This is a genomic window from Streptomyces sp. NPDC050388 (genome assembly GCF_040655635.1).
Taxonomy (GTDB): Bacteria; Actinomycetota; Actinomycetes; order Streptomycetales; family Streptomycetaceae; genus Streptomyces.
In genome coordinates this window covers 15878-39860 of sequence record NZ_JBFAKH010000042.1, presented here as the reverse complement: position 1 = coordinate 39860, position 23983 = coordinate 15878, and the positions used below count along the sequence as shown (strand labels likewise).

At 70.7% G+C, this 23983-nt stretch carries 24 protein-coding genes; 4 read left to right on the top strand and 20 right to left on the bottom strand.

Annotated features, from left to right (window positions below; translation table 11 throughout):
• Nucleotides 1–3: 3 nt before the first annotated feature.
• Together AB0I73_RS23715 and AB0I73_RS23710 are read right to left on the bottom strand one after the other, a co-directional pair.
• The gene (locus AB0I73_RS23715; RefSeq protein ID WP_363040405.1) at nt 4–699 is read right to left on the bottom strand and encodes a DCL family protein; all 696 of its coding nucleotides are present in this window, start codon (nt 697–699) and stop codon (nt 4–6) included.
• A gap of 82 nt (nt 700–781) precedes the next feature.
• A complete protein-coding gene (locus AB0I73_RS23710) occupies nt 782–1054 on the bottom strand; it encodes a hypothetical protein (protein ID WP_363040403.1) in 273 nt (90 codons plus the stop codon).
• Between the two features lie 29 nt (nt 1055–1083).
• On the opposite strand from AB0I73_RS23710, the gene AB0I73_RS23705 reads away from it, so the two are divergent.
• The 3 genes from AB0I73_RS23705 (at nt 1084) to AB0I73_RS23695 (ending at nt 6383) form a co-directional block, all read left to right on the top strand.
• Complete coding sequence (locus tag AB0I73_RS23705) at nt 1084–4398, top strand: type ISP restriction/modification enzyme (protein ID WP_363040401.1); 3315 nt, start codon at nt 1084–1086, stop codon at nt 4396–4398.
• Between the two features lie 249 nt (nt 4399–4647).
• A complete protein-coding gene (locus AB0I73_RS23700; protein WP_363040399.1) occupies nt 4648–5157 on the top strand; it encodes a hypothetical protein in 510 nt (169 codons plus the stop codon).
• A gap of 329 nt (nt 5158–5486) precedes the next feature.
• Complete coding sequence (locus AB0I73_RS23695; protein WP_363040397.1) at nt 5487–6383, top strand: recombinase family protein; 897 nt, start codon at nt 5487–5489, stop codon at nt 6381–6383.
• 140 nt (nt 6384–6523) lie between these two features.
• Here AB0I73_RS23695 and AB0I73_RS23690 read toward each other — a convergent pair whose 3' ends face one another.
• The gene (locus AB0I73_RS23690; RefSeq protein WP_363040395.1) at nt 6524–7786 is read right to left on the bottom strand and encodes a competence protein CoiA family protein; all 1263 of its coding nucleotides are present in this window, start codon (nt 7784–7786) and stop codon (nt 6524–6526) included.
• A 328-nt stretch (nt 7787–8114) separates the two neighbouring features.
• Between AB0I73_RS23690 and AB0I73_RS23685 the strand changes: the two genes are divergently transcribed.
• Entirely contained in the window at nt 8115–8558 is a 444-nt protein-coding gene (locus tag AB0I73_RS23685) for a hypothetical protein (protein WP_363040393.1), read from the top strand.
• 67 nt (nt 8559–8625) lie between these two features.
• Here AB0I73_RS23685 and mobF read toward each other — a convergent pair whose 3' ends face one another.
• The 17 genes from mobF to AB0I73_RS23600 all read right to left on the bottom strand — a co-directional run bounded on the left by mobF (nt 8626) and on the right by AB0I73_RS23600 (nt 23977).
• Entirely contained in the window at nt 8626–12765 is a 4140-nt protein-coding gene (mobF, locus tag AB0I73_RS23680; RefSeq protein ID WP_363040391.1) for a MobF family relaxase, read from the bottom strand.
• A 475-nt stretch (nt 12766–13240) separates the two neighbouring features.
• A complete protein-coding gene (locus AB0I73_RS23675; protein WP_363040389.1) occupies nt 13241–13531 on the bottom strand; it encodes a hypothetical protein in 291 nt (96 codons plus the stop codon).
• Nucleotides 13528–13809: a hypothetical protein gene (locus tag AB0I73_RS23670; RefSeq protein WP_363040387.1), complete on the bottom strand. Its 282-nt coding sequence runs from the start codon at nt 13807–13809 to the stop codon at nt 13528–13530. The genes AB0I73_RS23675 and AB0I73_RS23670 overlap by 4 nt, the downstream gene beginning before the upstream one ends.
• 31 nt (nt 13810–13840) lie before the next feature.
• Nucleotides 13841–14728 carry a hypothetical protein gene (locus AB0I73_RS23665; protein WP_363040385.1) on the bottom strand — a complete coding sequence of 296 codons (888 nt, stop codon included), beginning with the start codon at nt 14726–14728 and terminating at the stop codon, nt 13841–13843.
• Between the two features lie 66 nt (nt 14729–14794).
• Entirely contained in the window at nt 14795–15151 is a 357-nt protein-coding gene (locus AB0I73_RS23660; RefSeq protein ID WP_363040384.1) for a hypothetical protein, read from the bottom strand.
• A gap of 97 nt (nt 15152–15248) precedes the next feature.
• On the bottom strand, nt 15249–15659 hold the full coding sequence (locus tag AB0I73_RS23655; RefSeq protein WP_363040382.1) for an RNase adapter RapZ: 411 nt from the start codon (nt 15657–15659) through the stop codon (nt 15249–15251).
• A 3-nt stretch (nt 15660–15662) separates the two neighbouring features.
• Complete coding sequence (locus tag AB0I73_RS23650; RefSeq protein ID WP_363040380.1) at nt 15663–16148, bottom strand: hypothetical protein; 486 nt, start codon at nt 16146–16148, stop codon at nt 15663–15665.
• A 59-nt stretch (nt 16149–16207) separates the two neighbouring features.
• A complete protein-coding gene (locus tag AB0I73_RS23645) occupies nt 16208–16699 on the bottom strand; it encodes a transcriptional regulator (protein WP_363040379.1) in 492 nt (163 codons plus the stop codon).
• Between the two features lie 41 nt (nt 16700–16740).
• The gene (locus AB0I73_RS23640; protein ID WP_363040377.1) at nt 16741–16935 is read right to left on the bottom strand and encodes a hypothetical protein; all 195 of its coding nucleotides are present in this window, start codon (nt 16933–16935) and stop codon (nt 16741–16743) included.
• A gap of 506 nt (nt 16936–17441) precedes the next feature.
• The gene (locus AB0I73_RS23635; RefSeq protein WP_363040375.1) at nt 17442–18077 is read right to left on the bottom strand and encodes a hypothetical protein; all 636 of its coding nucleotides are present in this window, start codon (nt 18075–18077) and stop codon (nt 17442–17444) included.
• A 2-nt stretch (nt 18078–18079) separates the two neighbouring features.
• Nucleotides 18080–18247 (bottom strand): pRL2-8, encoded by a 168-nt coding sequence (locus tag AB0I73_RS23630; protein WP_363040373.1) that lies wholly within the window; start codon nt 18245–18247, stop codon nt 18080–18082.
• Between the two features lie 12 nt (nt 18248–18259).
• On the bottom strand, nt 18260–18760 hold the full coding sequence (locus AB0I73_RS23625; RefSeq protein ID WP_363040371.1) for a hypothetical protein: 501 nt from the start codon (nt 18758–18760) through the stop codon (nt 18260–18262).
• 68 nt (nt 18761–18828) lie between these two features.
• Nucleotides 18829–19074, bottom strand: a complete 246-nt coding sequence (locus AB0I73_RS23620; protein ID WP_363040369.1) for a hypothetical protein — start codon at nt 19072–19074, stop codon at nt 18829–18831.
• Between the two features lie 124 nt (nt 19075–19198).
• Nucleotides 19199–19576 carry a hypothetical protein gene (locus AB0I73_RS23615; RefSeq protein WP_363040367.1) on the bottom strand — a complete coding sequence of 126 codons (378 nt, stop codon included), beginning with the start codon at nt 19574–19576 and terminating at the stop codon, nt 19199–19201.
• 66 nt (nt 19577–19642) lie between these two features.
• Nucleotides 19643–20578 carry a DUF4097 family beta strand repeat-containing protein gene (locus AB0I73_RS23610; RefSeq protein WP_363040365.1) on the bottom strand — a complete coding sequence of 312 codons (936 nt, stop codon included), beginning with the start codon at nt 20576–20578 and terminating at the stop codon, nt 19643–19645.
• Between the two features lie 169 nt (nt 20579–20747).
• Nucleotides 20748–21458, bottom strand: a complete 711-nt coding sequence (locus tag AB0I73_RS23605; RefSeq protein WP_363040363.1) for a hypothetical protein — start codon at nt 21456–21458, stop codon at nt 20748–20750.
• Nucleotides 21459–21697: 239 nt separating this feature from the next.
• Nucleotides 21698–23977: an FtsK/SpoIIIE domain-containing protein gene (locus AB0I73_RS23600; protein WP_363040362.1), complete on the bottom strand. Its 2280-nt coding sequence runs from the start codon at nt 23975–23977 to the stop codon at nt 21698–21700.
• Nucleotides 23978–23983: the final 6 nt, after the last annotated feature.

Below are 23983 nucleotides of genomic sequence, written 5' to 3'. Positions count from 1 at the left end.
CAGTCATGGAGCGGGAGTGCCGGGCCCACCCGCCCGTCGCAGATCCGACAGGTTGACCCGCTTCAGTACCGGCCGCAGCACGGCACGTTCCTGATGGTGGTCCTGCCAGCGCCGCTCAAGCACCTTGTCCTCCAGCTCGATGTAGCTGACCCCGGCACCCGAGTCGGGCAGGATCCGGAAAGCGTCCACGCCACCATTGCCAGCGATGAACTCCTCAGCCAGGTCGAGGAACGTTGGTGCCGCGTGGTCGATATGCAGCTCGGCAGCGGACGGGATCGGCGCGGCTGTGACGGAGCAGACGAGCGGCTGCCCGGAGTTGAGCGCCGCGTTCCGTGCGGCCGCCACCTGGGCGTCGATCGCGTGCCGCAGTGCGGCGAGAACCTGGGTGCGGTGGCTGAGCGGGGTCAAGCAGGCGTTCCACGAGAAGTCGGCCACTTCGCTGTTGAGCCGCACGAGGGCGAGCCCGATGCTTCTGCGGCCGTGGTCGGTGTGGGCTATGACGCGGAAGTGTGCGATGCCGGCGCCCCGCTTGAGGTCGTATTCGGGATGGCGTTCGAGAAGGTGGCGGAGGAACGCGTCGTCTTGGGGGTCGGTGACGTCACCGCCGATGCCGTATCGCTGGACGATGCCGCGGCAGATGTTCCGGACGGCTTCCTTAGTGGGGTAGTGGGTCGCGCCGATGGTGATGCCTCTGGGCACGGGTGGTCTCCGTTCGGGCCGTGGTCTTCCTGGAGTTCATAGGTGGTCCGGGACGAACCTAGGGCCTACTCGTGGTCAGGAGTCATCTGGCTGTTCCTGGAGGCGGCGCGGCCTCGTTCTGGAAGACCAGGGTGGCGGGGTCTACCTCGAACGTGTCGATCTCGATGGCCACATTGAGCAGCGCGGCGAGGAGATCCTCGCCGTCCCCGATACCACCTTCGGCGAGCTCTTGGCCGCCGAAGTACGGCAGAGGGAGGGGCAGCGGGGGCTCAGTGTGCCGTCGGCCAGCAGGGGTACACACCCTCTCTAGAAGCCTTCCTGACGGGGTGTTAACTCTGAATCTCTGATCTGGCATGATCGCGTTCTGCTTGTTTGGGGGGGCGTGTGGGAGAGATAGCGCGTTGGCTTGCCGGAGCCGTCAAGGGGTTCGGGGCGGAGTGCGGGGCGAAGCTGGCCGGCCCGGGGGAGCCGGAGGCTGCGATACGCAGCCCGCTGGAGCAGCTGTTACGGGCGGCCGGACCCGAGCTCGGGGTGCGGGCCGTCTTCCACGACGAGGTGCGTGACACCGAGCGGCGGGTGCGGCCGGACTACGGGGTCAGCGTCGACGGGGCGATCACCGGATACGTCGAGGTCAAGGCGCCCGGCAAGGCCATCGCTCCGGCCGCGCTGCGCGGGCACGACAAGGTGCAGTGGGAACGGCAGCAGGACCTGCCGAACCTGCTGTACACCAACGGCACCGAGTGGCGCCTGTACCAGGACGGTGTGCACCGGCGCACGGTGCACTTCACAGGGGACCTCTACGACGGCAGGGTGAGCGCTCCGGCGGAGTTCGAGGCGTTACTGGCGGACTTTCTGACCTGGAATCCGGCCCCGATCACCAGTCTTGGCGGCCTGGTCACGGCCATCGCGCGGATGACGCGGTTGCTGCGCGGGGAGGTGCTGGACCAGCTGGCGGCCGAGCACGCGGCCGTGCGGGGTGGCGCCGACGAGCGCCTGCAGCCCTTCCTCGGGCTGGCCGCCGAGTGGCGGGCGATGCTGTTCCCCCAGGCCGACGAGGCGACGTTCGCCGACGGCTACGCGCAGACCGTGACCTTCGCCCTGCTGCTGGCCCGCACCGAGGACATCACCGTCTTCGGCGAGTCCCTGCACACGATCGGCGAGAAGCTCCGCGCCGACCACTCCCTGATGGGGCGGGCGCTGCAGCTCCTCACCGACGACGTGGCCGTGGACTTCCGGGTCACGCTCGACCTGCTGGCCCGCACGGTCGACGCCGTCGACTGGGCCCGCATCCGCCGCGGCGGCCGCGACACGTACCTGCACCTGTACGAGCACTTCCTCGACGAGTACGACCCCGAGCTGCGCAAGCGGTCCGGCTCGTACTACACGCCGGTCGAGGTCGTCGAGCAGATGGTCCGGCTCACCGACGACGTCCTGGTTACCCGCCTCGGCAAGCAACGGGGTTTCGCCGACCCCGGGGTCTTCACGGTCGATCCGGCCATGGGAACGGGAACCTACCTGCACGCGGTACTCGAGCGGATCGCGGCGAATGCCGCTGCCCAGGACGGGCCGGGCGCCGTCTCCGGCGCGGTCACCCGGGCCGCCGAACGGATCGCTGGGTTCGAGCTGCAGATGGGCCCGTACGCGGTGGCCGAGCTGCGGGCCACCGAGCAGCTGAACAGCTACCAGGCCGTCCCGCCGGACGGCGGGCTCAAGCTGTTCGTCACCGACACCCTCGACGACCCCAACGCGGCCGAGACCCAGTTCCGCTCCGCCCTCCAGCTGATAGCGGCTTCCCGCCGCAAGGCCAACGAGATCAAGGCCCGGGCGAACGTCACCGTCGTCATAGGCAACCCGCCCTACGCCGAACTCGCCAACGGCACCGGCGGCTGGGTCGAGAACGGCGGCCTGGAACTGAAGACCAAGAAGGGCACCACGGCCATCCTGGACGACTGGATCGTCCCCGGGATGAGCCGGTTTAAGGCCAAGCTCAAGAACCTGTACGTCTTCTTCTGGCGCTGGGCCACCTGGAAGGTCTGGGAATCCACCCCCACCGACCACGACGGCAACCTCGGCGTCATAGCCTTCATCACCACCTCCGGCTACCTCACCGGCCCCGCCTTCGAGGGCATGCGCGCCTACCTGCGCCGCTACGCCTCCGAGGGATGGATCATCGACTGCACCCCGGAAGGCCAGACCCCGGACATACCGACCCGGATCTTCCCCGGCGTGCGCCAGCCCCTCGCCATTGGAATCTTCGTCCGCCGCGCCGGTACCGACAACGCCACACCGGCCCGCATCCGCCACCGCGCCCTGACCGGGCGCCGGCCCGACAAGTTCGCGGCCCTGGCCGCCACCCAGCTCGACGACCACGGATGGCGCGACTGCCGCACTGACTGGACGGCCCCCCTCACCCCCGCCAGCACCAGCCAGTGGGACACCTATCCGGCCCTCGACGACCTGCTGCCCTGGTACTCGCCCGGCGTGTTCCCGACCCGCACCTGGGTGTACGCGCCCAGCCGCGGCGTCCTCCAGCGCCGATGGTCCCAGCTCATCGGTGAAGGCGACCGCGACCGGAAAGCCAAGCTCCTCAAGGAGGGCCGGGACGCCCACCTCAAAAAGACCAAACCCCGCCTGCCCGGTGACGACACCAGCCCCACATCCGGGAAGCCCCTCCTCCAGGAGACCGCGACCAAGCCGGCCACCGCCCGCGTCGGCTACCGGGCCTTCGACCGGCAGTGGGTGGTCGCCGACCCCCGCGTGATGGACATGCCCCGCCGCGACCTGTGGGCCGCACGCATACCCGGGCAAGTGTTCGTCGTCGAACAGCACCGAAAGATCATCCGATCTGGGCCGGGCGTGGTGTTCTCCGCCCTGCTCCCTGACTTCGACCACTTCAAGGGCTCCGAGGGCGGCAGAACCCTCCCGTTCCTCCATCCGGACAACACTCCCAACCTCGCGCCGGGCCTGACCACGGCGCTCACCGGCATCCTCGGCGCCGAGGTCACCGCGGAGGACGTCCTTGCGTACGTCGCCGGCGTCGTCGCCCACCCGGCGTTCACCGAGACGTTCGCCGACGAACTGACCACGCCCGGCATACGGATCCCCGTCACCGAGGACGCCGCCCTCTGGACCAGGGCAGTCGGTCTCGGCCGTCAGGTGCTGTGGCTCCACACCTACGGCCAGTGCTTCACCGGTGAGGGCAGGCCCGCCGGTGACGTGCGCCTGCCCGTCGGCGATCCGCAGCGCCCGCTGTGCCAGAAGCCGGTCACGGCGCTGCCGGAGATGCTGGTCTACGTCGAAGACCGGCAGGCCATCGTCATGGGCGATGGAGAGTTCGGGCCGGTTACGCGGCAGGTGTGGGATTACGCGGTCGGCGGCCGCAACGTCATCAAGTCGTGGTTCGACTACCGCAAGAGGGAACCCGGCGGCCGCCGCAGTTCGCCGCTCGACGACGTCAACGCCACGGCGTGGGATCCGGACTGGACCGGCGAGTTTCTCGACCTGCTCTCCGTCCTGACCCGTCTGGTCGGCCTCGAGCCCCAGCAGGCCGAGACCCTGGAGTCCATCCTCAGCAGCGGCGTCGTCACGCTGGACGCTCTCGCCGCCGCAGGGGCCCGCCGGCCGCGGAGCACGGCGGACAGGAAGCCCCGCTTCTCGCTGGACTCTGCGCCCGACGGCGGGGGTGACACCCTCATCTGACACCACGGCGAGGCACGCCCATCGGACGGGCATCGGCAGTGCAGTGGGCCGTCCATGGACTCCTGAGGCCCTCGGGCGAGCAGTTTCACCATCGGTGAGTGGCGGCCGGCGAAAGGACGGTAGAACACCAGCATGGAACCAGCATCCTTCGGCCTGACTGCCCGCGCAGGAACGACCGTCGCGCGAGCCCTGGCAACTCGCCGCCAATCGTCTGGGGTTGTCCGAGTTGGCAGCCGAGAGGACCGGGCCTTGGCTTACCGGCGCTTTCTGGAAGCCACTGTGCAGGTCGAGTTTGCCTATGCTGAGTGGTGCTTCCTGCCAGACAGCGAGTCTGGACACACGCCACAAACTGCAGCCGCTGCTCGCCATGGGTATGTCCAGGCTGTTGCTGAGTTGAAGTGTGCAATGTTCGACCTTGAACTTTGTGCGCCGTTTCCGGTTCTCCTGGCTGCTCACGACCTCTTCGCCGTAACCCCGAATGTCTTGGACCTTGGTCAGCCGAAGAAGAGGGAGTTCGTAGACATGGTCTACGAACTTCAGCGAAGGCAGGGCGCGTTCTTGGACGCCGGCCGCCTGGACCTTGCCTACGATCCGCAATGGTGGCAGCTCTGGGGCCGCTTTAAGGCATGGCGAGCTCGGAGGGTTGGTTACGGCATGGTTCCAGTTCAACCACCAACCTTGCCCCTAGCCCAGCGGACGCGGACCGAAGATGGCCTGAAGACCGAAGTGGAAACCGCGGGGTCCGACCCACAGGACTGAACGCTGGTAGAGCTCCGTTAGGTCGGCAGTGTCGACAACCCGTGTCGGGGATCAACGTCTGCTTCATGCCGACGCCGTACCTTGCGGCCGGTGTCCGAGATAGGAGAAGCGGGCCTTAACGAATGGTGATCCAACCGACATGTAGCTGAGCGTGATGCTCTGAGGGTGTTGGAGTGTGGGGCCAGCGGCGGGCAGAGCTGCCGGCGGCGTTTCATAGGTGGTCGCTCATGAAACACCCCGCCGCACGGCGATCATGCTGCACGTTCCTTGTTTCATGGGTCGTTTCAAACGGGTTGTCATTTGAAACAGACACATGAAACAGTGATCGCGTGAGCGACGACTACCTGCGCGTTGAAGCGCACGACTGCCCCATGTCCACCTGCGCCGCCCCGGCGGGCTCGCCGTGCCGTACGACCAAGGGCCGGGTGGCGATCCAGTACCACACGGCCCGGTTCCGCCTCGCGCCCTCGCTGGCGAAGGTCCTGAACGTCCCCGTCCCTCCGGTGCGCAGGCCGGGTACGGCCTGGGTGGAACTGCCGCGCCCGGCCGGGGCCGGCGCCGAACCGGTCGGCCACGTCCGCATCGGCTACGCCCGCGCCTCAACCGCCCGCCAGTCGCTCGACTCCCAGCTTGATTCCCTCGCGGCCGCCGGGGTCACCAGGATCTTCTCGGAGAAGATCTCGACTCGCGCCACCAAGCGCCCGGAGCTGGAAAAGGCAGTCAGCCTCGCCCGCGAGATCCGCGCCTCCGGCGTCGCAGTGACCCTCGTCGTACACGAGCACAAGCGGCTCGGCCGCGGCATGGACCTCGCGGTGCTTGCCGAGGAGCTGCGCGCCAGCGACGTCGGCCTGCAGTTCCTCACCGGCGACCTCCAGGGCTCCCACGACCCGGGCGGCGTCGTCTTCACCGTGCTTGCCGCAATGTCAGGCATGGAGCGGGAGTACATCCGAGACCGCACCCTGGAGGGCCACGAGTCAGCACGGGCCCGGGGCAAGTCGATCGGCGGCGCGAGCGTCACCAACGACGACATGCTCGGCATGGCGCTGCACCTGCGGGGCCAGGAACTGAGCCTGCGCGAGATCGCTGCACGGCTCGTCATCACCAAGGGAGCCCGCAAGGGCAAGCACCCCTCCCCGGCGACCGTCATGCGAATGCTGCGCGAGCACGACGAACAGACGGGCGCGACGGAGCCTATGGCGGCGCTGGAGGGCGCTGGGAGCGCCTGAGAAGAGCCCACGGCGGCAGGAAGGGCCCTGGAGCTGCTCACGGGCGGCCTGGGGCCCTTCTCAGTTTGCCAGGACGCGATGAGAGCCGCCGGGCGAAGAGCTGACGGTCATTCGGGGTCGGGGGTTGAGGAACATCGGAGTCAGATCGCGGTTGCCGGCAGTACGCGCTCCTGGTACATCTCGCCGGTGTCCGGGTCGAGGACATAGACCTGGAAAGGCGCCCACGCCCGGCCAGCGAGGGCGTCGAGTTCGCTATAGAAAGGGACGAGCAGGGGCAGTTCTTCCGCCCAGGCCCTCAGCCGGCACGGGTCCGGACAGGCGACTCCCACCAGCGTCCACTGCTTGCCGTCGGGTCCGCCGCGTTCATAGACCGGTCTGCCGTCGCCGTACCGGGAATCCGGAGCGCCGAAGACCAGGTCCCGGTCGAAGAACAGCTCGGCGATGGCCCGGAAGTATTTCCACTGCCGCTGGTCCAGGCCCGTGCGGCTCCAGAACGTGGCGTACGCGTGGTCCTTGGCCGCCTTCTTCCTGGCCTTTTCCTTCTCCTCGATCGCACGCCGCCGCGCCGCGTCCTTCTCCTCCGCCTGCCGCCGGCGCCTGGCCTCAGCCTCTTCCCGGGCACACTCGGCGTCCATTGCCGCGTAGGCGGGGGCCGTCCACCACAGACGCCACCCGTCGTTCCAGGACCTGGTCCAGCCCTCTGCCCAGCTGTACCAGTTGTCTCCGTCGGTGACCCGCCGGGCACTGGCGAGGGGCTCGTGCGGCACGATCCGGCCCGTCAGCATCCACGCCACCGCATCGCTCAGTGCCGCACCGACCGGCGACCAGCTCACCGGCCTCGCGGATAAGCGAGCCAGGCCGGCGGCCACCCTCCACTCCTGCCCGCGGTCCTCGGGAGCCTGGACCAGGAGCGTGGGCACCGCGCCCACCCACGGGCGCGACCGAAAGGCGAACCAACACACCTGCACCCCGTCCCGCTCGTACAGACCGGTGCGGGCCGCGATGTCCTCAACGGTGATGGGGGACAGCTGCGCCTCCAGCGCCATCAGCCGGGTGCCGTCCGGGCTGAAGACCATCACGTCCGCCCGCCATTCCCCGGTGGGTGCGGCCACCTCCAGTTCGGCCCGGAAGCCTGCGGCCCGCGCACAGGTCACCAGCTCCAGTTTGAGCAGGTGATGCTCCAGCGACTCGTTCGCCAGCGAGCACGACGGCGGCTTGGTGCGGTGGTAGAGGTGCCGGGTGCCCAGTTTGGAGAGACGGGCGTGGACCTGACCGCCGCACTCCGGGCACGTCAGTTCCACACCACGCACCCGGTGGATCTCCTGCCACGACTTGCCGCAGCCCAGATCGTCCAGGGTGACGTCCAGCCGCCCCCACTCGGCGTGATCGGCAGTCAACTGCACTGGCCCTCCCCCTCTACCGCCTCCGGTTTCGCGGTCATGATGCGCCCGGGCACTGACAGGGCACGCTGCAGAACTCGGACATGTGAGCACTTGCCGCACACGCGCGCGTGCGAAGGACGGTCCAGAAAGTCCAGGAACCTCGCGCGCCAGGCACTCCGGTCCGCCGGGAGAGGGCGCTGCAGACAAGTCGTCGGCGTGCATCGCGGTTATCTGCGACATCGCGCCGACCTGCCGCTACCGCACGATTTGACGTCGATGTTCCTCCCCCGAAACCGGTTCGGGGTGAACGAGCCCACGGGCGAGCAGCCGGTCAGTACCGTATCCAGCCATGACGCCCAAGAGCAGCAGGGAACTCATGGCGTGGCAGCCGCCCGACGGCTGGCGCGAGATGAGCGGCGAACGCCGTACGGCGTACCTGGAAGAGCACGGCTTCCAGGTACCACTGCGCCCGGCCGACTGGGACGACATGGAGCACGAACAGCGCATGGCCTATCTCGCCTGGAACGCCCGCATCTGGTCCGACACCCCAGAGACACGGGCCGCCGAAGGACGGGAGCACCGGAAGAAGTTGCAGGCCTGGTGGGCGCTGATGTGGTGGTGGATTGGCTGCCTAGCGGCTGCGCTGGGCCTCGTGTGGTGGCCTGCGGGTCCCCTCAACGGGGGCGGTGTAGTGATGCGGGCGGGAGTCACCGTGTTCGTGTTCGTCGGGTACTACATAGCTCTGTTCGTACCGATGCGGATCGCGAAACCCGTCCCGCCGATCCACGACTGACTGGGGGGCGAGGCTGTGGGCCCCACCGCCAGGCTTAGCGCCGGTTCTAGTTCTGTTCCCCAACCCTCTACTTCATGCCCCGCCCCCTGGACTGGCTCGGCTGCGGGTGTACGGCGGCGGCTGGCTGGTGCTGAGCGGCCTGCTTCGCCTGCTGTACCTGCTGGTGGGCGCGGCGGGCCGTGGCCTCCCGGTCGGACAGCTCCGGGTACTTCTCGGCGATCGTGGCGCGCAGGGCCTTCTCGGCGCGGGCGTCGGCCGCCTGAGCGCGGTGGCTGGCGGCGCACCCCCTGAACTCGCCCGCCTGCCGGGTGGCGCGGCCGACGTCGTCGCGATCCCGCTTGTCCATGCTGTGGCCGCGCCGTTCGGCGACGGAGCGCATCTCCACGAGCCGCTCGGCGACCTTCTCCACGTGGTCGGGCACCGGCGTACTCGCCACACTGAAGCTCTCCGCGAACCGGCTCTCCTTCACCACGTCCCATGCCTCCCGCAGGGCCTGCCGTGCGTCCCGCTTCGCGTCGGCCTCCAGCTGGAGGTACGCCGCGCGCTCCCCCGTCAGGCGCCCAGTCAGCTCGCGGTACTCCTTCAGCGACGTCCCCGCCAGACGCAGCGCGATACGGCCCTTGCCTTCGCTCTCGGCGACCTTGGCCAACTGCCGGGCGCGGTCGTCGGCGTGGCCGGCCGCAGCGAACGCGGTCTCCAGATGTTCCCGGGCGGTGGCGATATGGGCGTCCGCCTGGTCGAGGACCTCCCCGGCCTCTGCGGCGAACCGCTGCCCGCGGGTGGGCCGGCCGGTGGCCTTCTCGTGGTCGAGTCGCGCGGCGAGTTCCCGGGCCTTGGTTTCCGCCTCGGCGGCGCTGGCCTCGGCGTCGGCGGCGAGCCGGTCGCCCTCGGCGATGAGCCGGTTCAGCTCCTGGGCGGAGGCGGTGCCGTAGATGCGCTTCGTCCACGACGGGACTGCGCGTTCCTCGGCACCGGCCTGGATGCGGGCGAGCAACTGCTTGGCCTTCTCCTCGGAGCGCCGGGCCCGCTCCTCGCGCTGGGCTTCGTCCTGCTGCTGGCGGGAGGAGAGGGACACCGACTTGGCTCGTCCCGCCCGTGCCATGCGGGACTGCCGGAGCCTGCGTTCGGACTCGGCGTGGGCCTCCTCTGCGGAAAGGTCACGCTGTCGGGGGAGCTGCGCAGGGGCCGGCGGTTCCTGCAGGAGGTCGGAGACCATGCCGTCCGGCCGGGACTGCCCGAGGAAGCGGGCGAAGGCGTCGATGGCGCGCTCCAGGCGCTCCTTCTCGGTGCGGGACTGGCCGAGCCGGGCCCGGGTCTGTTCGTCCTCGAGGACGGCCAGCGGCAGCCACAGGTGGTTCTGGCGCCGGGCCCGGGTGATGCCGGGATAGGTGGCGAAGGCGTTCGCGCCGTGCCCGTACATGAGCGAGGTGTTGCACGTCAGGCCCTGGCTCGCGGCGATCGTCATGGCGTAGCCGAGGGACAGCGCGCCATTGGCGACCTTCTGCGGTGTCACCCAGCCGGACTCGGTGCGGTGGCCGCCGGGGGCCTTGGCGTCCTTGACCCGCCAGGTGATCTCGACACGGTGGTTGTCGTCGATTGCCGTGATGACGGCCCGGTAGCCGTTGAGCATGTCCGGGCCCTCGCCGCGGCGGCTGCGGTAGTCGTTCTCCCGTACGCGGACGATGTCGCCTACGGCGAGGGTGAGGGTGTCGCCGCCGGGCAGGGCGTAGGTGTGCTCGTCGCCGAGTTCGCCGGCCTCGCGGCGGATCGCCTGTGCGCCGAGGTTGAGCGCGTCGACGTCGCTGTTGCGGGCGGCGAGCACCACCATGTTGGCGATGAGGTCGTGCGGGTCGGCCCACTCCTGCAGACGCAGTTCGTCCCAAGCCATGAGGATCTGAGAGCGGGCGTCTTCGGCGGTCTCGGCGGGGTGCACGCGCCCACCATCGGCGAGCATACGCAGCGCCAGTTCGTGGTTGCCGGTGCGCCAGACGTCCAGCGCGGCCCGTTCGGCGGCGTCCTCCTGGCGGCGGTTCTCGGTGAGGGTGAGCCCGTGGACCAGGCGGTGGGTCTCCCTGAACCAGCCGCCGGGGCCGATCGCCTGCAACTGGAGGTGGTCGCCGATGCCGACGACCTTCGTGCCGGTGCGCGCGGCCTCGGACATCAGCACGGCCGCGGCGCGGTCGTCCACCATCGTCGCCTCGTCCACGACCAGGACGTCGACGCCGCGCAGCCCGTTGCCGTTCTCGATCTCGCCGAGCCAGGCCGCCACGGTCCGGGCCGGGATGCCGGAGGCGTCGGTCAGATTCTTCGCGGCGACCGCGGCGAGGGTCGCGCCGGCGTACGTGGTGCCGGTGGCGTCCCAGCCGATCCGGCACGCCTCCATCAGCGTCGACTTGCCCGCCCCGGCGACGCCGATGAGGGCGTCGATGCCGTGCCCGGCGGTCAGCACCCGGGTCACCGCGGCGGACTGCTCCGCGGACAGCTCGAACCCGGCGGCGACCTGGAAGATGTCGACGGCGGCCGCGGCCTGGTCGGCGGTGAGCTGCACGGCGCCGCTGTCGAACCGTTCCAGCGCCTGGGCCCGGACGGTCTCCTCGGCGTCGAGGATGTCCTGGGTGGTGTAGCGGGCGATGGACGACATGACGGTGGAGCCGAGGGTGGGCACGCGCACCGCGTGGCCCTCGACCTCCAGGACGTCGTCGACGAGCCGCTCCAGGCTGTCCGGGTCCGCGTCGATCCCGAACTCCAGCGCGTTCGCCACGGCCGCCAGCAGCTGCGCGCGGCTGAACGTCTTGTCGTTCGCGGTCAGCCCCTCCTTGGGGTCGAACACGACGGCCGCGATGTCGCCGGGCGAAGGGATGCGCGGGCCGGTGCCGGGCCCGTCCAGACCGGCGCCGCCGTCCGGGCCGGGCGGACCGGGGGCAGCCGCGGCCACCATCGCGTCGACGTCGTCGACGACCTGTTCGGCGCGCTGCCTCCAGCTCTCGCGCATCGTGGTCGCGTCGACGTCGAGCTTGTCTCGCTTGGTTGCCATGGAGACGGCCTGCTTCTCCTGGCGGCTGGCGTCGGCGCCGGCCTTCTCGTCGACGAGCGCGGCCCGGCGGGAGAAGTGGTCGCGCACCTGGTCGGGGATGCCGACGATTTCCCAGGCTCCGGTGCGTTCGTTGCGCGCGCGCCGTATGCCGAAGCGCTCGTGCGTGAGCGCTCGGACGCGGGCCTTGAAGTAGGCATCCAGGGCCGACGCGTGGCGGTGCAGGTCCTGCCCGCTGTTGGCGATCGACCGCCACTCGCCGTCCTCGCACAGCGCCATGTTGGCGACGGTGACGTGCAGGTGCAGGTGCGGGTCGCCGGGCTCCCCGGCCCGGATCGGGCGGGCGCTCTGGTGCTCGACGCTCCAGGCGAGCAGTCCCCCGGTGGCGAGCCGGATCGGTTCGCCGTCCTTGCTGCCGACCGCGTACCCGGCCCACCGCTCCATCTGCCGGAAGGTGTCGCGCTTGGCCTGGTGGACCAGGTCGCGCATCTCCTGCTCGCTGAGCGAGTCCATCAGGGCCTGCACCACGCTGTCGGACTTGGGGAGGTCGAGGACCACGTCCCAGCCTCGGACACGGTCGTCGACACGAAGGTCTTTGTTCTCCCATGCCGTGGCGAGTTCCGTTTCGCCATAGACGTCGTTCAGGGAAATCCCGGCGGCACGCGCGAGTTTGTGAAGGGTGGTCACCTGCATGCGGTGCATGTCACCCAGGCGGTGAACGTTGCGCTGCTGCTGCTCGAATACGCGCTTCTGCTTCGGCTTTTCCTCGAACAGTTCGCCCGGCTCAACGCCCTTTTCCTCGGCGGCCTTTTCAATGGCCTCGACAAGCCGGGCGGTGGTCAGCTGAGCCTTTTCGTGTGCGCGCACGGAGGTGCGGGACTTGATCAGGCGGGCGCCGGTCTCGGGGTGGCAGCCGGCCATCAGGAGGCGGGCCGCCTGCTTGCCCTCCTCGTCGAGCTCGGCGCTTTCGACCAGGCCGACGGCCTCCAGGCCGCTGCCCATCCAGACCAGGGCGGACCCACCCTCGGGGCGCAGCCGGTAGTCGACGGACTGGTCCTCGCCATCGTCCAGGACGACGGTCTGCTCAGCTTCGGACTCGACCACGTCGCATCCGGCCTGCTGCTTGAGCCGGTACTCGACCTGCGCGTCCTCCGTGATCTTCGTGACCCAGGCCACCGGCCGCCCCTCCCCGTGCTGCGCTCCCCGCGCGCTTGTGCCTTTCACCCGGCCTGCCGGGGTTCCCCGCGAGGGGAACCCCCTTTGTCCTCTCCCTCATTCCGATCATGAACCGGAGGGAGGCCAACAGGCGCCACACACACCACGTTGACCAACAGACTGCCGATGTACGGCACCATGCCACTGACCACGGACGTTTAGTGGAGCGGGGTCCTACGAACCCGTTCTGCTCCCGTACCGCGGGCAAGAACTTCCCCCGGGGTCCGCCGTACGGGCAGGCTCCCGGTCAGTGACCGGAGATCCAGTACCAGGCGGCCGTGTCGTCCGGGCAGCCAGCGTTCCGGTCAGCTTTTCGGCTTGCGAGAATGCTGGCCCGGCTGCGTGCGGTCCGGCGTGCGCAGCCGCTGGCCTCTACCCTGAGCCGCGAAGAGACCCCCGGCACTAACCCTGCCGGGGGTCTCTTCATGCATTGCGGTCAGTGGAACCAGACCAGGACCGGAATTCTGATCTGCCGTTCCTCTCGGATGACGGCGTATTCGATGATGACCGCTTCTCCTGCGATCTCAAGCGAATAGCGCACCCCGAGGTCGTCCATCGGATCGCCGGGCGGTTCGCGGTCCGCGTCGACAGCGGCGCCCGCCTCAATTCCCAGGGCGAGCAGGAAATTTAAGACCTTCTTGGAGAGATCCGGGGGCATATCGAGCATGATGCTCGCCGGGATTTCCTCGGTCCATACGGTCCAGCCGCGCCGTGGCTGGCCGGTCATCCGGCCGCCCTTTCCACCTGCTCCAGGAGGTCCTCGACCGCGACCAGGCGGCGGCCGGCGGCGTTGGCCCGGCTGGTCTCGGCGCCCCGGGCGCGGTCGAGCATGGCGACCTTCCACCAGCGGCGCATGACGCCGGAGACGTCGTCTTCCTCGGCGGCCAGGACCTCGCCGTAGAAACGGGCGCGCTGTTCACCAGTGAGGGCGTCACCGATCGCGTTGATGGTGTGCGGGATCGCGGGGACCCGGCCGTCTGCCGGGTGCTCGGGTTGGGCTGTCACTGCCTCTCCTTCGGTCGGTGGTTCGAGTGTCCTACGCGGCGCGGCCGCCGGTGGCCTCTTGGAGCGCCACGAGGACCAGGCCGTGGTCGACCATGCGCAGCTTCGGGATCTCGCCCCGGTCGGCCTTCTCGCGGACCGTCGGCAGCGTGCCGAGGACGGCGACCAGGAGGTCGAGCAGCGCGCCGAGGATGCGCGGGCGGGCCTCGGTGTACGCCTTCCACAGCTCCGACTCCGGGCGGCGCTCGGTGAGCCGCGGCAGCTCCACGGTGACCGTGCGGTCCGCCAGGTCGGCCCGGAGCTCGTCGGGGGCGAGGCTCCCGGCGAGGATGAACGCCCGGTCGGGCCGGGGCACGAAGGGGAAGGGCTCCCCCAGACCGCGCTTGGTCATGGCGGTGCCGCTGACGGCCGCGCACAGGGCGTCCGACTGCCAGTCGGGGACGCGGGCGACGTCGTCGAAGCCGACGACCCGGGTGGCGTCCGTGGCGGCGATCCACTCGTCCTCGTTGGCGGGGAGCCGGCGGAAGGGCGAGCCCGGGTCGACCAGGTGCTGGAGCAGCAGGGCGGTCACCGACTTCCCGCTGCACGGCACTCCGGTGAGGAGCAGCACCGAGCGGGTGATGTCCGGCAGGAGCGCGGCGAGGAGCCACGCCGTGACCTTCAGCCACTCCTCGTCCCCGACGTTGAGCAGCTCGCGCAGCTCGGTGAGCGATCCGCCGGGCGCGGGCACGGGGAGCGGCTTCGTGGCGGCGGTGCGCCGGAACTCGGGAAGCCCGGTGTCGGCCTGGACGACCTTCCAGCCGTCGCGGGTGACGGTGACGGCGGCGGCGCCGTGTCCGAGGTCGAGCGCCAGGCCGTTCTCGGGGAGGAACCCCAGCGGCGCCACCCGCAGGTGGCGGGAGGGGGTGTTCGTGTTCGTCATGCAGTCCGTCCTTGTCGTGGAGCGGGGCCGCGGACCGGCCCCGGGGTTCAACGAGCGCGGGACCCGTCAGTCCTTGTAGCCGATGGGGCCCAGGCCGTTGTGGGCACGGTTCAGGGAGCCGTACAGCCTCTGCGCCGCGTTGCGGGCGTCGTCCAGGCCGTAGAGGACCTCCCCGAGGTCGTGCTCCAACTGGTCCTTGTCGCTGCGCAGGTGCCCGCCCTCGTTGAGGTCGGTGATGAAGCGGCTGGCCTGCTCCAGGGCCTGCGGCAGCATCATCGCCATCTGGGAGAGGTTGGCGACCAGGCTGTAGACGTCGCCGGGGTACCGCCAGTCGTCGCGCGGCGAGCCCTGCGTCAGGTGGTTGATGGCACGGATCGCCTCGGCGGCCTCGTCGGCGAGCTGGGCGGGCGTCTTGTCGGTCATGGGTTCGAACTCCTCCAGAAACGGGCCGGGGCCACCACGGCGGCGGCCCCGGGGTCATCTTGTCGTGCGGGTCTGACAGGCCGGGCCGGTTCGGGGACTACGCCCGGCCGGGACCCGGCTCCCGGTTGTGGACTCCGGCGGGCAGCAGCGCCTGGTCGACGTCGCGGTGCTCGATGGTCACCCCGTCGCCGACCGCGCGCAGCAGCTCGTACGAGGCGCGGGCCAGGCCGACGCTGCGGTGCCGGCCGCCGGTGCACCCCCAGGCGATCGTGACGTCGGCGCCGGTGTCCTCGGCGAGGGCCCGGGCGGTGGCGACCGCGTTGAACGCGAGCCGCTCGGCGCCCGGGGTGGCCATGACGTGGTCGTAGACCTCCTGGTCGAGGCCGGTGCGGTGCTTCAGCTCCGGGTTGTGGAACGGGTTGCGGAGTAGGGCTCGCAGGTCGAAGACCAGGTCGGCGGTGGGCGTGGGGCCGTGGCCGTAGCCGAAGGAGACGATGCGGACGGTCATGGGTCAGCTCTCCTCGAACCGCTTGGTGGCGCACGGCGGGCAGAGCGGGATCTGCCGGTGGTCGGGCTCCTCCGGGTAGAGCGCGGTGGAGAACGGGTCGGGGATGACCTCCACGTCCGCCCTCTGCTTGCCGCACTCCTCGCACCGCAGCAGCAGCGGCGCCAGGAGGTCGAGGGCGTGGCGGATGCGGTCGCCGGTGCTGTCCTGGACGTGGCCCTGGGCCTCGTCCAGCAGCTCGGTGACGCGCTCGATGTCGTCGTGGTCGACCTCGGTCACCGACACCGTGATGGTGCCGACGACGTCGGCGACGGCCGCCAGGACGCCCGCGTCGGGCTTGGCCGGGTCGTACAGCGCCTGGAGGGCGGCGGCGTGCGGGCCGGCCTCCTCGGTGCGGCACGCGGCGTCGCGGATGCGGTCCAGGCCGATCCGGACGATGGCGACGGCCGCCTGCAGTTCCTGGTCGAGCGTCATCTTCGGGGTGCTGTCCACTGGGGTCCTTCCGGGGTGAGCTGCGGGTTATCTAGCTGGATTGCTTGGGTGTGCGCTGCTTACAGCGCCGCGATCAGGAGAGCGGCGATGCCGAGGAACAGGTGGTGGAAGCTCTGGTCCAGGGCGTAGGCGCCGGTGCCGAGCGTCGGCGCGTACCCGCCCTGGGCGGTCACCGGGTGGGCCGGGTGGGCGGGTGTCCCGAGGGTGAGGAACTCGGTCTTGCCGGTGGTCTTGGCAAGCCAGGCGAGGGTGCTCCGGCGGTCCGCCCACCAGTGGGTCGCCGCGTCGATGCCGAGGCCGGCCGCCACGCCCGTGACCGTGATGGGGAGGTCGAGGACCAGGACGACCGCCGCGAGGGCGATGCCCTTGGTGATGGTCAGTCCGATGACGTGCAGGGTGCAGGCGATCCGACCGGCGCGGCTGGACTGGCCCGGGGTCTTGTCGTTCTCGCCCTTGTGGGCGGCCTGGTGGGAGGTCTGGACCCAGTGGTCGCCGACGCTGTGCGCGACGTACAGCGCGACGAACACGGCGGCGAAGACGGCTGCGGTCATGGGTGCTGGGCTCCTTCGGGAGGTGGTGCTCGGCGGGTTGGTCAGCGGTCCGTGCGGACGGTCCATGCGCCGTCGAGGCCGCGGCGGATCTCCAGGCCGGGACCGGAGATCCGGCCGGGACCGGCCTGGACGCTGCCGGGCCGCATGGCGTCGAGCTGGTCCAGGAGGGCGGCGACCTGCCCGGCCAGCTCCAGGGCGCGGGCGTTGTCGTCGGCCGTCGGCATGGTCTGTCGCATGTCATCCCCTGGGTCGGTCGCTTGCTTTTCCGCTGTCTTTTTCGCTTGCGGTAATTAGATGATGCAGACTCGGAGTCTGCGTGTCCAGGGGTTCGCAGACTCGGAGTCTGCATAGGCTGGGTCGGTGCTGGTCAGGCCCGGAAAGAATCTCGCCGGCCGGGCCCGTCGTCCGCTCCCCCGGCGCACAGAACGGGCGGCGTGCGTCTCCCCAGGGGCGCACCCACGCCCCGCGCCGCCGGGAGGAGGGAGGGGTAAAGCGGACGGGCGCGTCCGCGCCCGGCGTCCCGGCTCTCCGTCTATGGCGGTCGCGCGTTCACCGGCGCCGCCCGCTCGGCCGTGGCCGGCCTCCCCGGCGGCGCCGGGCGCGACCGCCGTTCCTTCCGTCCGTCACCCGCCCCGCCACGCGGCGGAAGTCCCACTGAGCGCTGCGGCTCGGCGGGGCTCCCGGATGCCACCCAAAAGCGGGGGAGGGCGGGCGCTGGCGGGGCGACGTCGCCGGGCGCGGGTCAGCCGGCGGACCGGGTCCACGGGTCGTCCGGCTCCTCGCGGCGCAGGCCGGTCAGGAAGTCGAGGACGCCCCAGAGCCGTTCCCCGGCGGGGCCGTACTCCGGTGCCGCGATCGAGACGTACGTGCCGTGCGCGACCTGGTCGTAGAGGCCGCGGTCGAGGCCGGTCCACTGGATGGCCATGTCCGCCCGTCCGATCCGGCCGCCGAACGCGGTGACCGGCTCGCCGTCCCGGGTGGTGACGACGACGGGCTCGTCCCGGACGCCGCCGCGGCGGTGGTCGTTGACGCGGACGAGCATCCCGGCCGCGCGGGCGGCGCCGAGCAGGCGGGGCAGCCGGGTGTGGTCGGTGACGACCAGCTCGACCGCGGCACGCTGCTCCCACCACAGGCCGTCCGCGCCGGTGCCGGCGAATCCGGGCTGCGAGCAGGTGGTGACGTACCCGGTCCGGCACAGCGCGGCGAGGGTGGGCACCAGGTGCGCGGTCTCCTCGTCGGGGCCGAAGCGCGGCTGGTAGCCGGGGCGGGAGGCGATCGCGCCCTCCAGCCAGCGGGCCATCAGCTCGCCGAGGTCGGCGACGGTCCTCGCGGACCTCCAGCGGCGCCGGTCGGCGCGGCTCATCCAGGGGAGCTTCATGGTCAGCCCTTCACGATCATGTTGCCGTGGCCGTTGACCATGTGGTCCACGCACGCCGGGCAGTCCTCGCGGGGACCGAGTCCCTTGTGCGCCTCGCGGGAGGCGTGGGCGTGGTACCAGCACTGTCGGCATTCGCCCTTCGGCGGGTTCAGGGCCTTCTGGCTCTCCATCGTGGTCTCCGATCAGTGGTTGACGGTGGTGTTGGACCGGCCGAACCACTTGCCGTGGTTCGTGACCTGCGTGGTGTGCTCCTGCTGGACGGGTCCGGAGTAGTGGTGGTGGGTGGTGACGTTCGCGGCCTTCACGGACCGGACGACCGAGCCGACCGCGACGACGGCGGCGGCCACGGCGGCGATGGGGAGCGTGACGAACAGGACGGACGTCAGCGTGACGGCGGCGAACCCCTGGCAGACGAGCCAGACTCCGCAGCCGACGCCGGTGATGCCGGCGCCGACGCCGATGGAGGCGACGGCGACCCCGGCGGCCCACGGGGGCACGATCCGGTGGTCCGGCTGGGGCACGGGCGGCGTGGCGCCGTACGGGGGGACCGGCGTGCGGTCGACGTACGAGGTCGAGGTCGTCGCGGGCTCGGACCTCCACAGGCCCTCGATGATCCGGCGGGCCTCGGCTTCGGCCTCCGACTCGCTGAGCGGGCGGCTGGCGGCGGGGTTCTCGGTGCTCACGGGGCGACCTCGGCTTTCTGTGTCGGGGGAAGCGCCGGCCCCCGGGGCGGACCCGGGGGCCGGGGCGGTCAGTTCTTGCGGTACGGCTTGGTGCGGCGCAGGACGTGGTCGCGGGAGAAGCCGGTGGCGTCCACGACGTCGAGCTGCAGCGCGTTGCCCGCGTCCAGCTCGGCGGCGATGGCCTTCCACATCGCCTCGTCGGCGGCGGCCTTGGCCTTCTCGGCGTCCTCGTGCGCCTGGTCGCGGACCTTCTTCAGCTCGGTGAAGCGGCCCTTCGCCGCGTCGCGGGATTCCTGGTTGGGCTGAGCTGCCATGGGGCGGGCTCCTTCGGTGTCGTGAGGGACGATGGGGGCTCCCTCCCGCTGCCGTTCGGAGCGGGATGCGGGGCCCGGGGCGGCCGGTGATCCTTGGCCGGGTGACGGCCGCCCCGGGGCGTGTCTACCTGCTCAGCGGCACCTGGGGGTGGGGCACGGTCGCCTCGGCGGCGTCGGCCACGTGCTTCAGGACGTGGCGGACGGAGTCGGCGGCGTCGCTCAGGCTGTCGGTGAGGCTCGCGCAGCCGAGGTGATCGGCGCGGTCCGCGAGGGCGGTCAGGTAGTGCCACACGTCGTGCATGTCGTCGTGCAGCGCGATCAGGCCGGGCTGGAAGGCGTAGGGGTCGCTGAGGCCGGCGGCGCCCGTCGCGTGCTCCTGGGCCCGCTCCGGGAGGGAGTCGAAGGCGTTCTTCGCGATGGCCTCGCGGACCTGCTCGACCGACTCGTAGGCCCAGGACTTGCCGGTGAGGGCCATGAAGAACCTGGTCAGTGCGTTCGGCACGGTGTCTCCTGTCTGCGTTTTCGCTGGCGGATTCGCTGGCTGTTTCGCTGGCTGTTTCGCTGGCGGTCAGAAGCCGCGGCGGCGGGGGGCGGCGCCGGGGGTGCGGCGGGAGGGGACGTTGATCCGGCCGGACATCGAGCGCGGGCGGACATCGAGGTGCTCGTCCAGCGCGGCCTGGGTGGCGGTGACGTCGATGGCGCCGGACATCGTGTTGGCGTCGATGTCGCCGCCGGCGGTCGCGTGGACACTGATGGCGCCGGACATCGTCTTGAGCCGGGCGGTGCCGCCGAAGTCGCGGATGTCGATGGCGCCGGACATCGTGTGGGCGTCGACCACGTCGGTGAGGTTCAGGTACACCCCGCCGGACATGGTCTTGGCGCTGATGTCGGCCGCCTTGTTGACCCTGACGGAGCCGGACTGGGTGGAGGCGGTGACCTTCTCGGCGTCGTCCACCCGGACGCTGCCGGACTGGGTGTGGCCGGAGACCACGGCGAAGGAGCCGATGGCCTCGATGTCGGCGGACTGGCTGTGGCCGATGACCTTGCTGCCCAGCGGGACGACGGCGGTGATCGCGATGGGGGCGGCCCCCTTGATGACCGTGGTGTCGCCGCCGGTGACCTTCACGCCGTTCACGTAGACGTCGCCGCCGACGAAGTTCCCGCCGATGACGCCGCCGTTGAAGGTCATGCCGGTCATCTCGCCGTGGACGGTCCCGGCGCTCTGGATCACGGTCATCCCGCCCCGGCCGCCGGTGATGACGGTGGTGCCGCTGACGCCGCCCTTGCCGTGCACTGTGGCGTTCAGGCCGGTCGCGGACTGGCGGAGCGTGGCCTTGCGGACCGCGTCGGCGGCGGGGCCCTCCTCGTCGGTGGTGCTGATGGTGAGGGTGGCCCGCTCGCAGTCGGCCTCGGCACGGACGGAGATCACGCCGCCGTGCCCCAGGAGGCTGGCGTCGATGGTGACGGGGCCGGTGGTCTCGGCGGCGAGCTTTCGGGTGGTCACAGACTTTCTCCTCTACGAATCGGCTTTCTTTTTCGCTGTCTTTTTCGCTTGCGGTAATTAGATGATGCAGACTCCGAGTCTGCATGTCCAGGGGTTCGCAGACTCGGAGTCTGCATAGAGCGGGTCCGTGCAGGTCAGCGCCCGGAAATTTCTTCCGGAGGAGCGTCTGTCAGGTGCTGCTGCGGTGGCAGACGCCGCACCGGATCTTGACCTCGGAGGTCTTGCCGGTGGCGGCGTGGACCCGGGTGGAGATGGTGACCATCCCGGCCCGGCAGCCCTTGACCGTGCAGCGTCGGCGCTTGGGCCGGGGGCTGGCCGTCGGCCCGGCCCCGCCGGTCTGGAGCGTCCAGGCCGTGGTGAGCGCGGTGGCCCGCGCGGTGCTGATCGCCTCGTCTGCCTTCTCCTTCACGGCGTCGGCGGCTTCGTTCGCCTTGCCCTTCGCCGCTCCAGTGACCGCGCCGGCCTTCTCCTTCAGCTGGGCCTTGGCCTCCTTCTTCTTCGAGCGCCACCACCGCTTCACCTCCGGGGCCGCGGCCTCGTGCACGGCCTTGGCGGCGCCGATGAGCTGGTGGATGTCGATGAGCGGCCGCATCTCGCCGGTCATGACGATGCCGCGCCACTCGGCGCGGAAGACGTCCCGGTCCGCCTCCTTGATCCGGGCCGCGCGGGTGGCGAGGACGGCGTCGACCAGGCCGTTGGTGACGACGCCGGAGTCCTCGCCCCTGCCGCACGACGGGCAGCAGATCCAGGCGGGGTGGACCTCGCGGAAGCCGTGCTTGTGGATCTCCAGGGAGAGGCCGTTGCCGCACCCGGAGCACAGCAGCTCCGTGCCGTCCACGTGCGCCATGCCCAGCAGCTTCAGGTCGGCTTTCGCATCCATGGCGGGCCCTTTCTCGACTCTGTCGGTTTGTCAGGGTTCGGGCGGTGCTGGGACCTGGATCGGGCCTGGACGGCGCCGGTATCGATGCAGGTCAGAGGGGGTGAGCATCCTGGACGGGGCCCGGCTGGACCTGGACGGGGCCCGTCCAGGTTCCGGGGGGTGCTGTCCGGGTCGACGGCCGCCCGGTCCGGGGTGATACCGGGGCATTCCGGGCGGCCGTCCGGGGTGGATCCGAGTTCTCAGGCGGTCAGGCCGTACTTCGTCTGGGCCGCCCGGAGCACCGCCGTGAGCGGGTAGCCGTTGAGCGCGGAGGTGCTGTCCTGCCAGGTGCGCTTCCTCTTCTCGCCGTCCTCGCGGACCACCAGGCGGGCGAGCTTCTCGGGGGTGATGTCGAGTCCGGCCGCCTTGAGCGCGTCGACCAGGACCGTGCCCGGGAGCCAGTCGACCTCGCCGGTGGCATCCTCTTCCTTCGCCTCCTGGTCGTAGGCGTTGAAGACGTCGACCAGGACCGCGAGGACGTCGGCGTCGGCCTCGCCCTTGTCCCGGAGCTGGTCGGCGAGGGTCTTCGGTCCGTCCGGCAGGGTGCCGGCGGCCTCGCGCCGGTCGTACGCGAGCTTGAGCAGCAGCTCGACCTGGTCGTCGGTGTAGTAGTCGGCGCGGACCAGGACCGGGTTGGAACCCTCGGCCCACAGCAGGCCGGCACCGCGCATCTCGGGCTCGATGGTCTTCGCCGAGTAGCCCGCCGCCGCGGCGCCCTTGCCGAGAATCGTGTCGGACGCCTCAGGAGTAGTGCAGCGCAGCGCCCACCGGATGGACAGCAGGTCCCGGAGGCTGGTGTCCACCACGTCGCTGCCGGGCTTCTGGGTGGCGCAGAAGGTCACGATCCCGGCGGCCCGGCCCCGGGAGACCAGGTTGCGCAGCAGCTTGGTGATCTTCTTCCCGAACTCGTCGTCGGTCGTGTAGAACATCAGCTCGTCCACCCACAGCAGCTTCTGGCGCAGCAGCGGGTACTTGTCGGCCAGCTCCTCGGTGACCTTGCGCTTGCCCAGCTTCTTGAGCAGGGCGTAGCGCGCCTTCATGTCGGCGACGGCGGCCTTGAGCATCTCGTAGAACGCCTCGGGGTCGGCGTCGCCCTCGAAGTACTCGCACAGCTCGGCGAACGGCTCCAGGTCGCCGCCGGCCTTTCCGTCCGCGAGCCAGAGGATGACCCGCGGGTCGAGGGCGGCGGCCAGCAGGATCACGTTGCCGGACGCGGACTTGCCCGCACCGGGCTCGCCGCCGACCAGGCCGGACCGCTCGACCACGGAGATCGAGATGGGCAGGCCGCGCACGTCGGGGCCGATGGCGATGCGGCCCCAGAAGTTGGTCGCGGCCTCCAGGGCGAGCAGCGGGCCCGCCTCGGCGCTCTCGGTGAACGGCAGGTCCTTGGAGACGTAGATTTCCAGGCGGCCGGAGCGGGCGCCCTTTCCCTTCGTCTTCACCATGTTGACCTGCGCGTCCTCGACCCCGAGGGCGGAGGCGATTTCGGAGAGGGCGCGCATCGCCTTCTTCGCCGGAATGCCGGGCGGCAGGTCGATGACCGCCGACCAGGCGCCGCGCGCGTCCAGCATCGGCATCTTCACCATGTGCAGGCTCTCCTCCGCGCCGATCACCTTCGCGCGGCGGAACACCTCGTCCAGCATGGGCACGCTCATCGGGTCGCCGTCGCCGAGGGAGCGCCAGTCCGCCGACCAATCCGTCTCCTCGGTCACCACCTCGCGGCCCGCGAAGGCGCCGCCCGCGAACGTGGCGAGCGCACCGGCGGTCGCGCCGAGTGCCCCGGCTCCCAGGTATCCGGTGCTGATCGCCGTCAGCGGCGGGCCGTACGCTGCGCCGGCGCGCAGGGCACGGAGCTTACGGCGGTAGTTCTTGGCCTGCTTGTGGGCGTTCACCGCCTGCATCGCGACGGTCTGGGTCCGGTCGGCCTCCCTCAGCGCGGTCTGCTTCTTGTTCTTCATCAGGGCCGGGGTGTAGCGGGCGGCGCGGGCGGCGGCGCGGGCCTCCTTCGCGGCGACGTGCGCCTGGTGGGCGAGGGCCTGCGTCTGGATCCCCTCGAAGCCGGTGACCCAGTCCTGCATCCGGCGGGCACCGCGCTTGAACTGGGCGGCGTGGCCACGGTCGGTGCGCTGGCGGCGGACCCAGCGGCGGTAGGCCCGCAGCCGGGAGCGGTAGACGACGCCGGAGTACATGGCCCAGCCCTCGGGCGTCTTGGCCCAGGCCGGGATGAGCGGGCGGTCGTCGAAGGCGTCCAGGTCGACCTCGGTCTTCTCGACCTCGGCGGGGGCCGAAGTGACCGTGCCCTCCAGGACCCAGCGGGCCGACTCGAGAACTGCGGCGCGGTCGGTGGTCTCGGTCGTGCCACCCAAAGCGGGGGCGGCGGGCAGCGGGCTGGTGTCGGCGGCCGGCCATGCGCCGTGGACGTAGGTAACGGTGGCCAGGTCTGTGCTCTCCTGGCTCGGGCCGGTCGGCATCTCGGTCATGCTGGT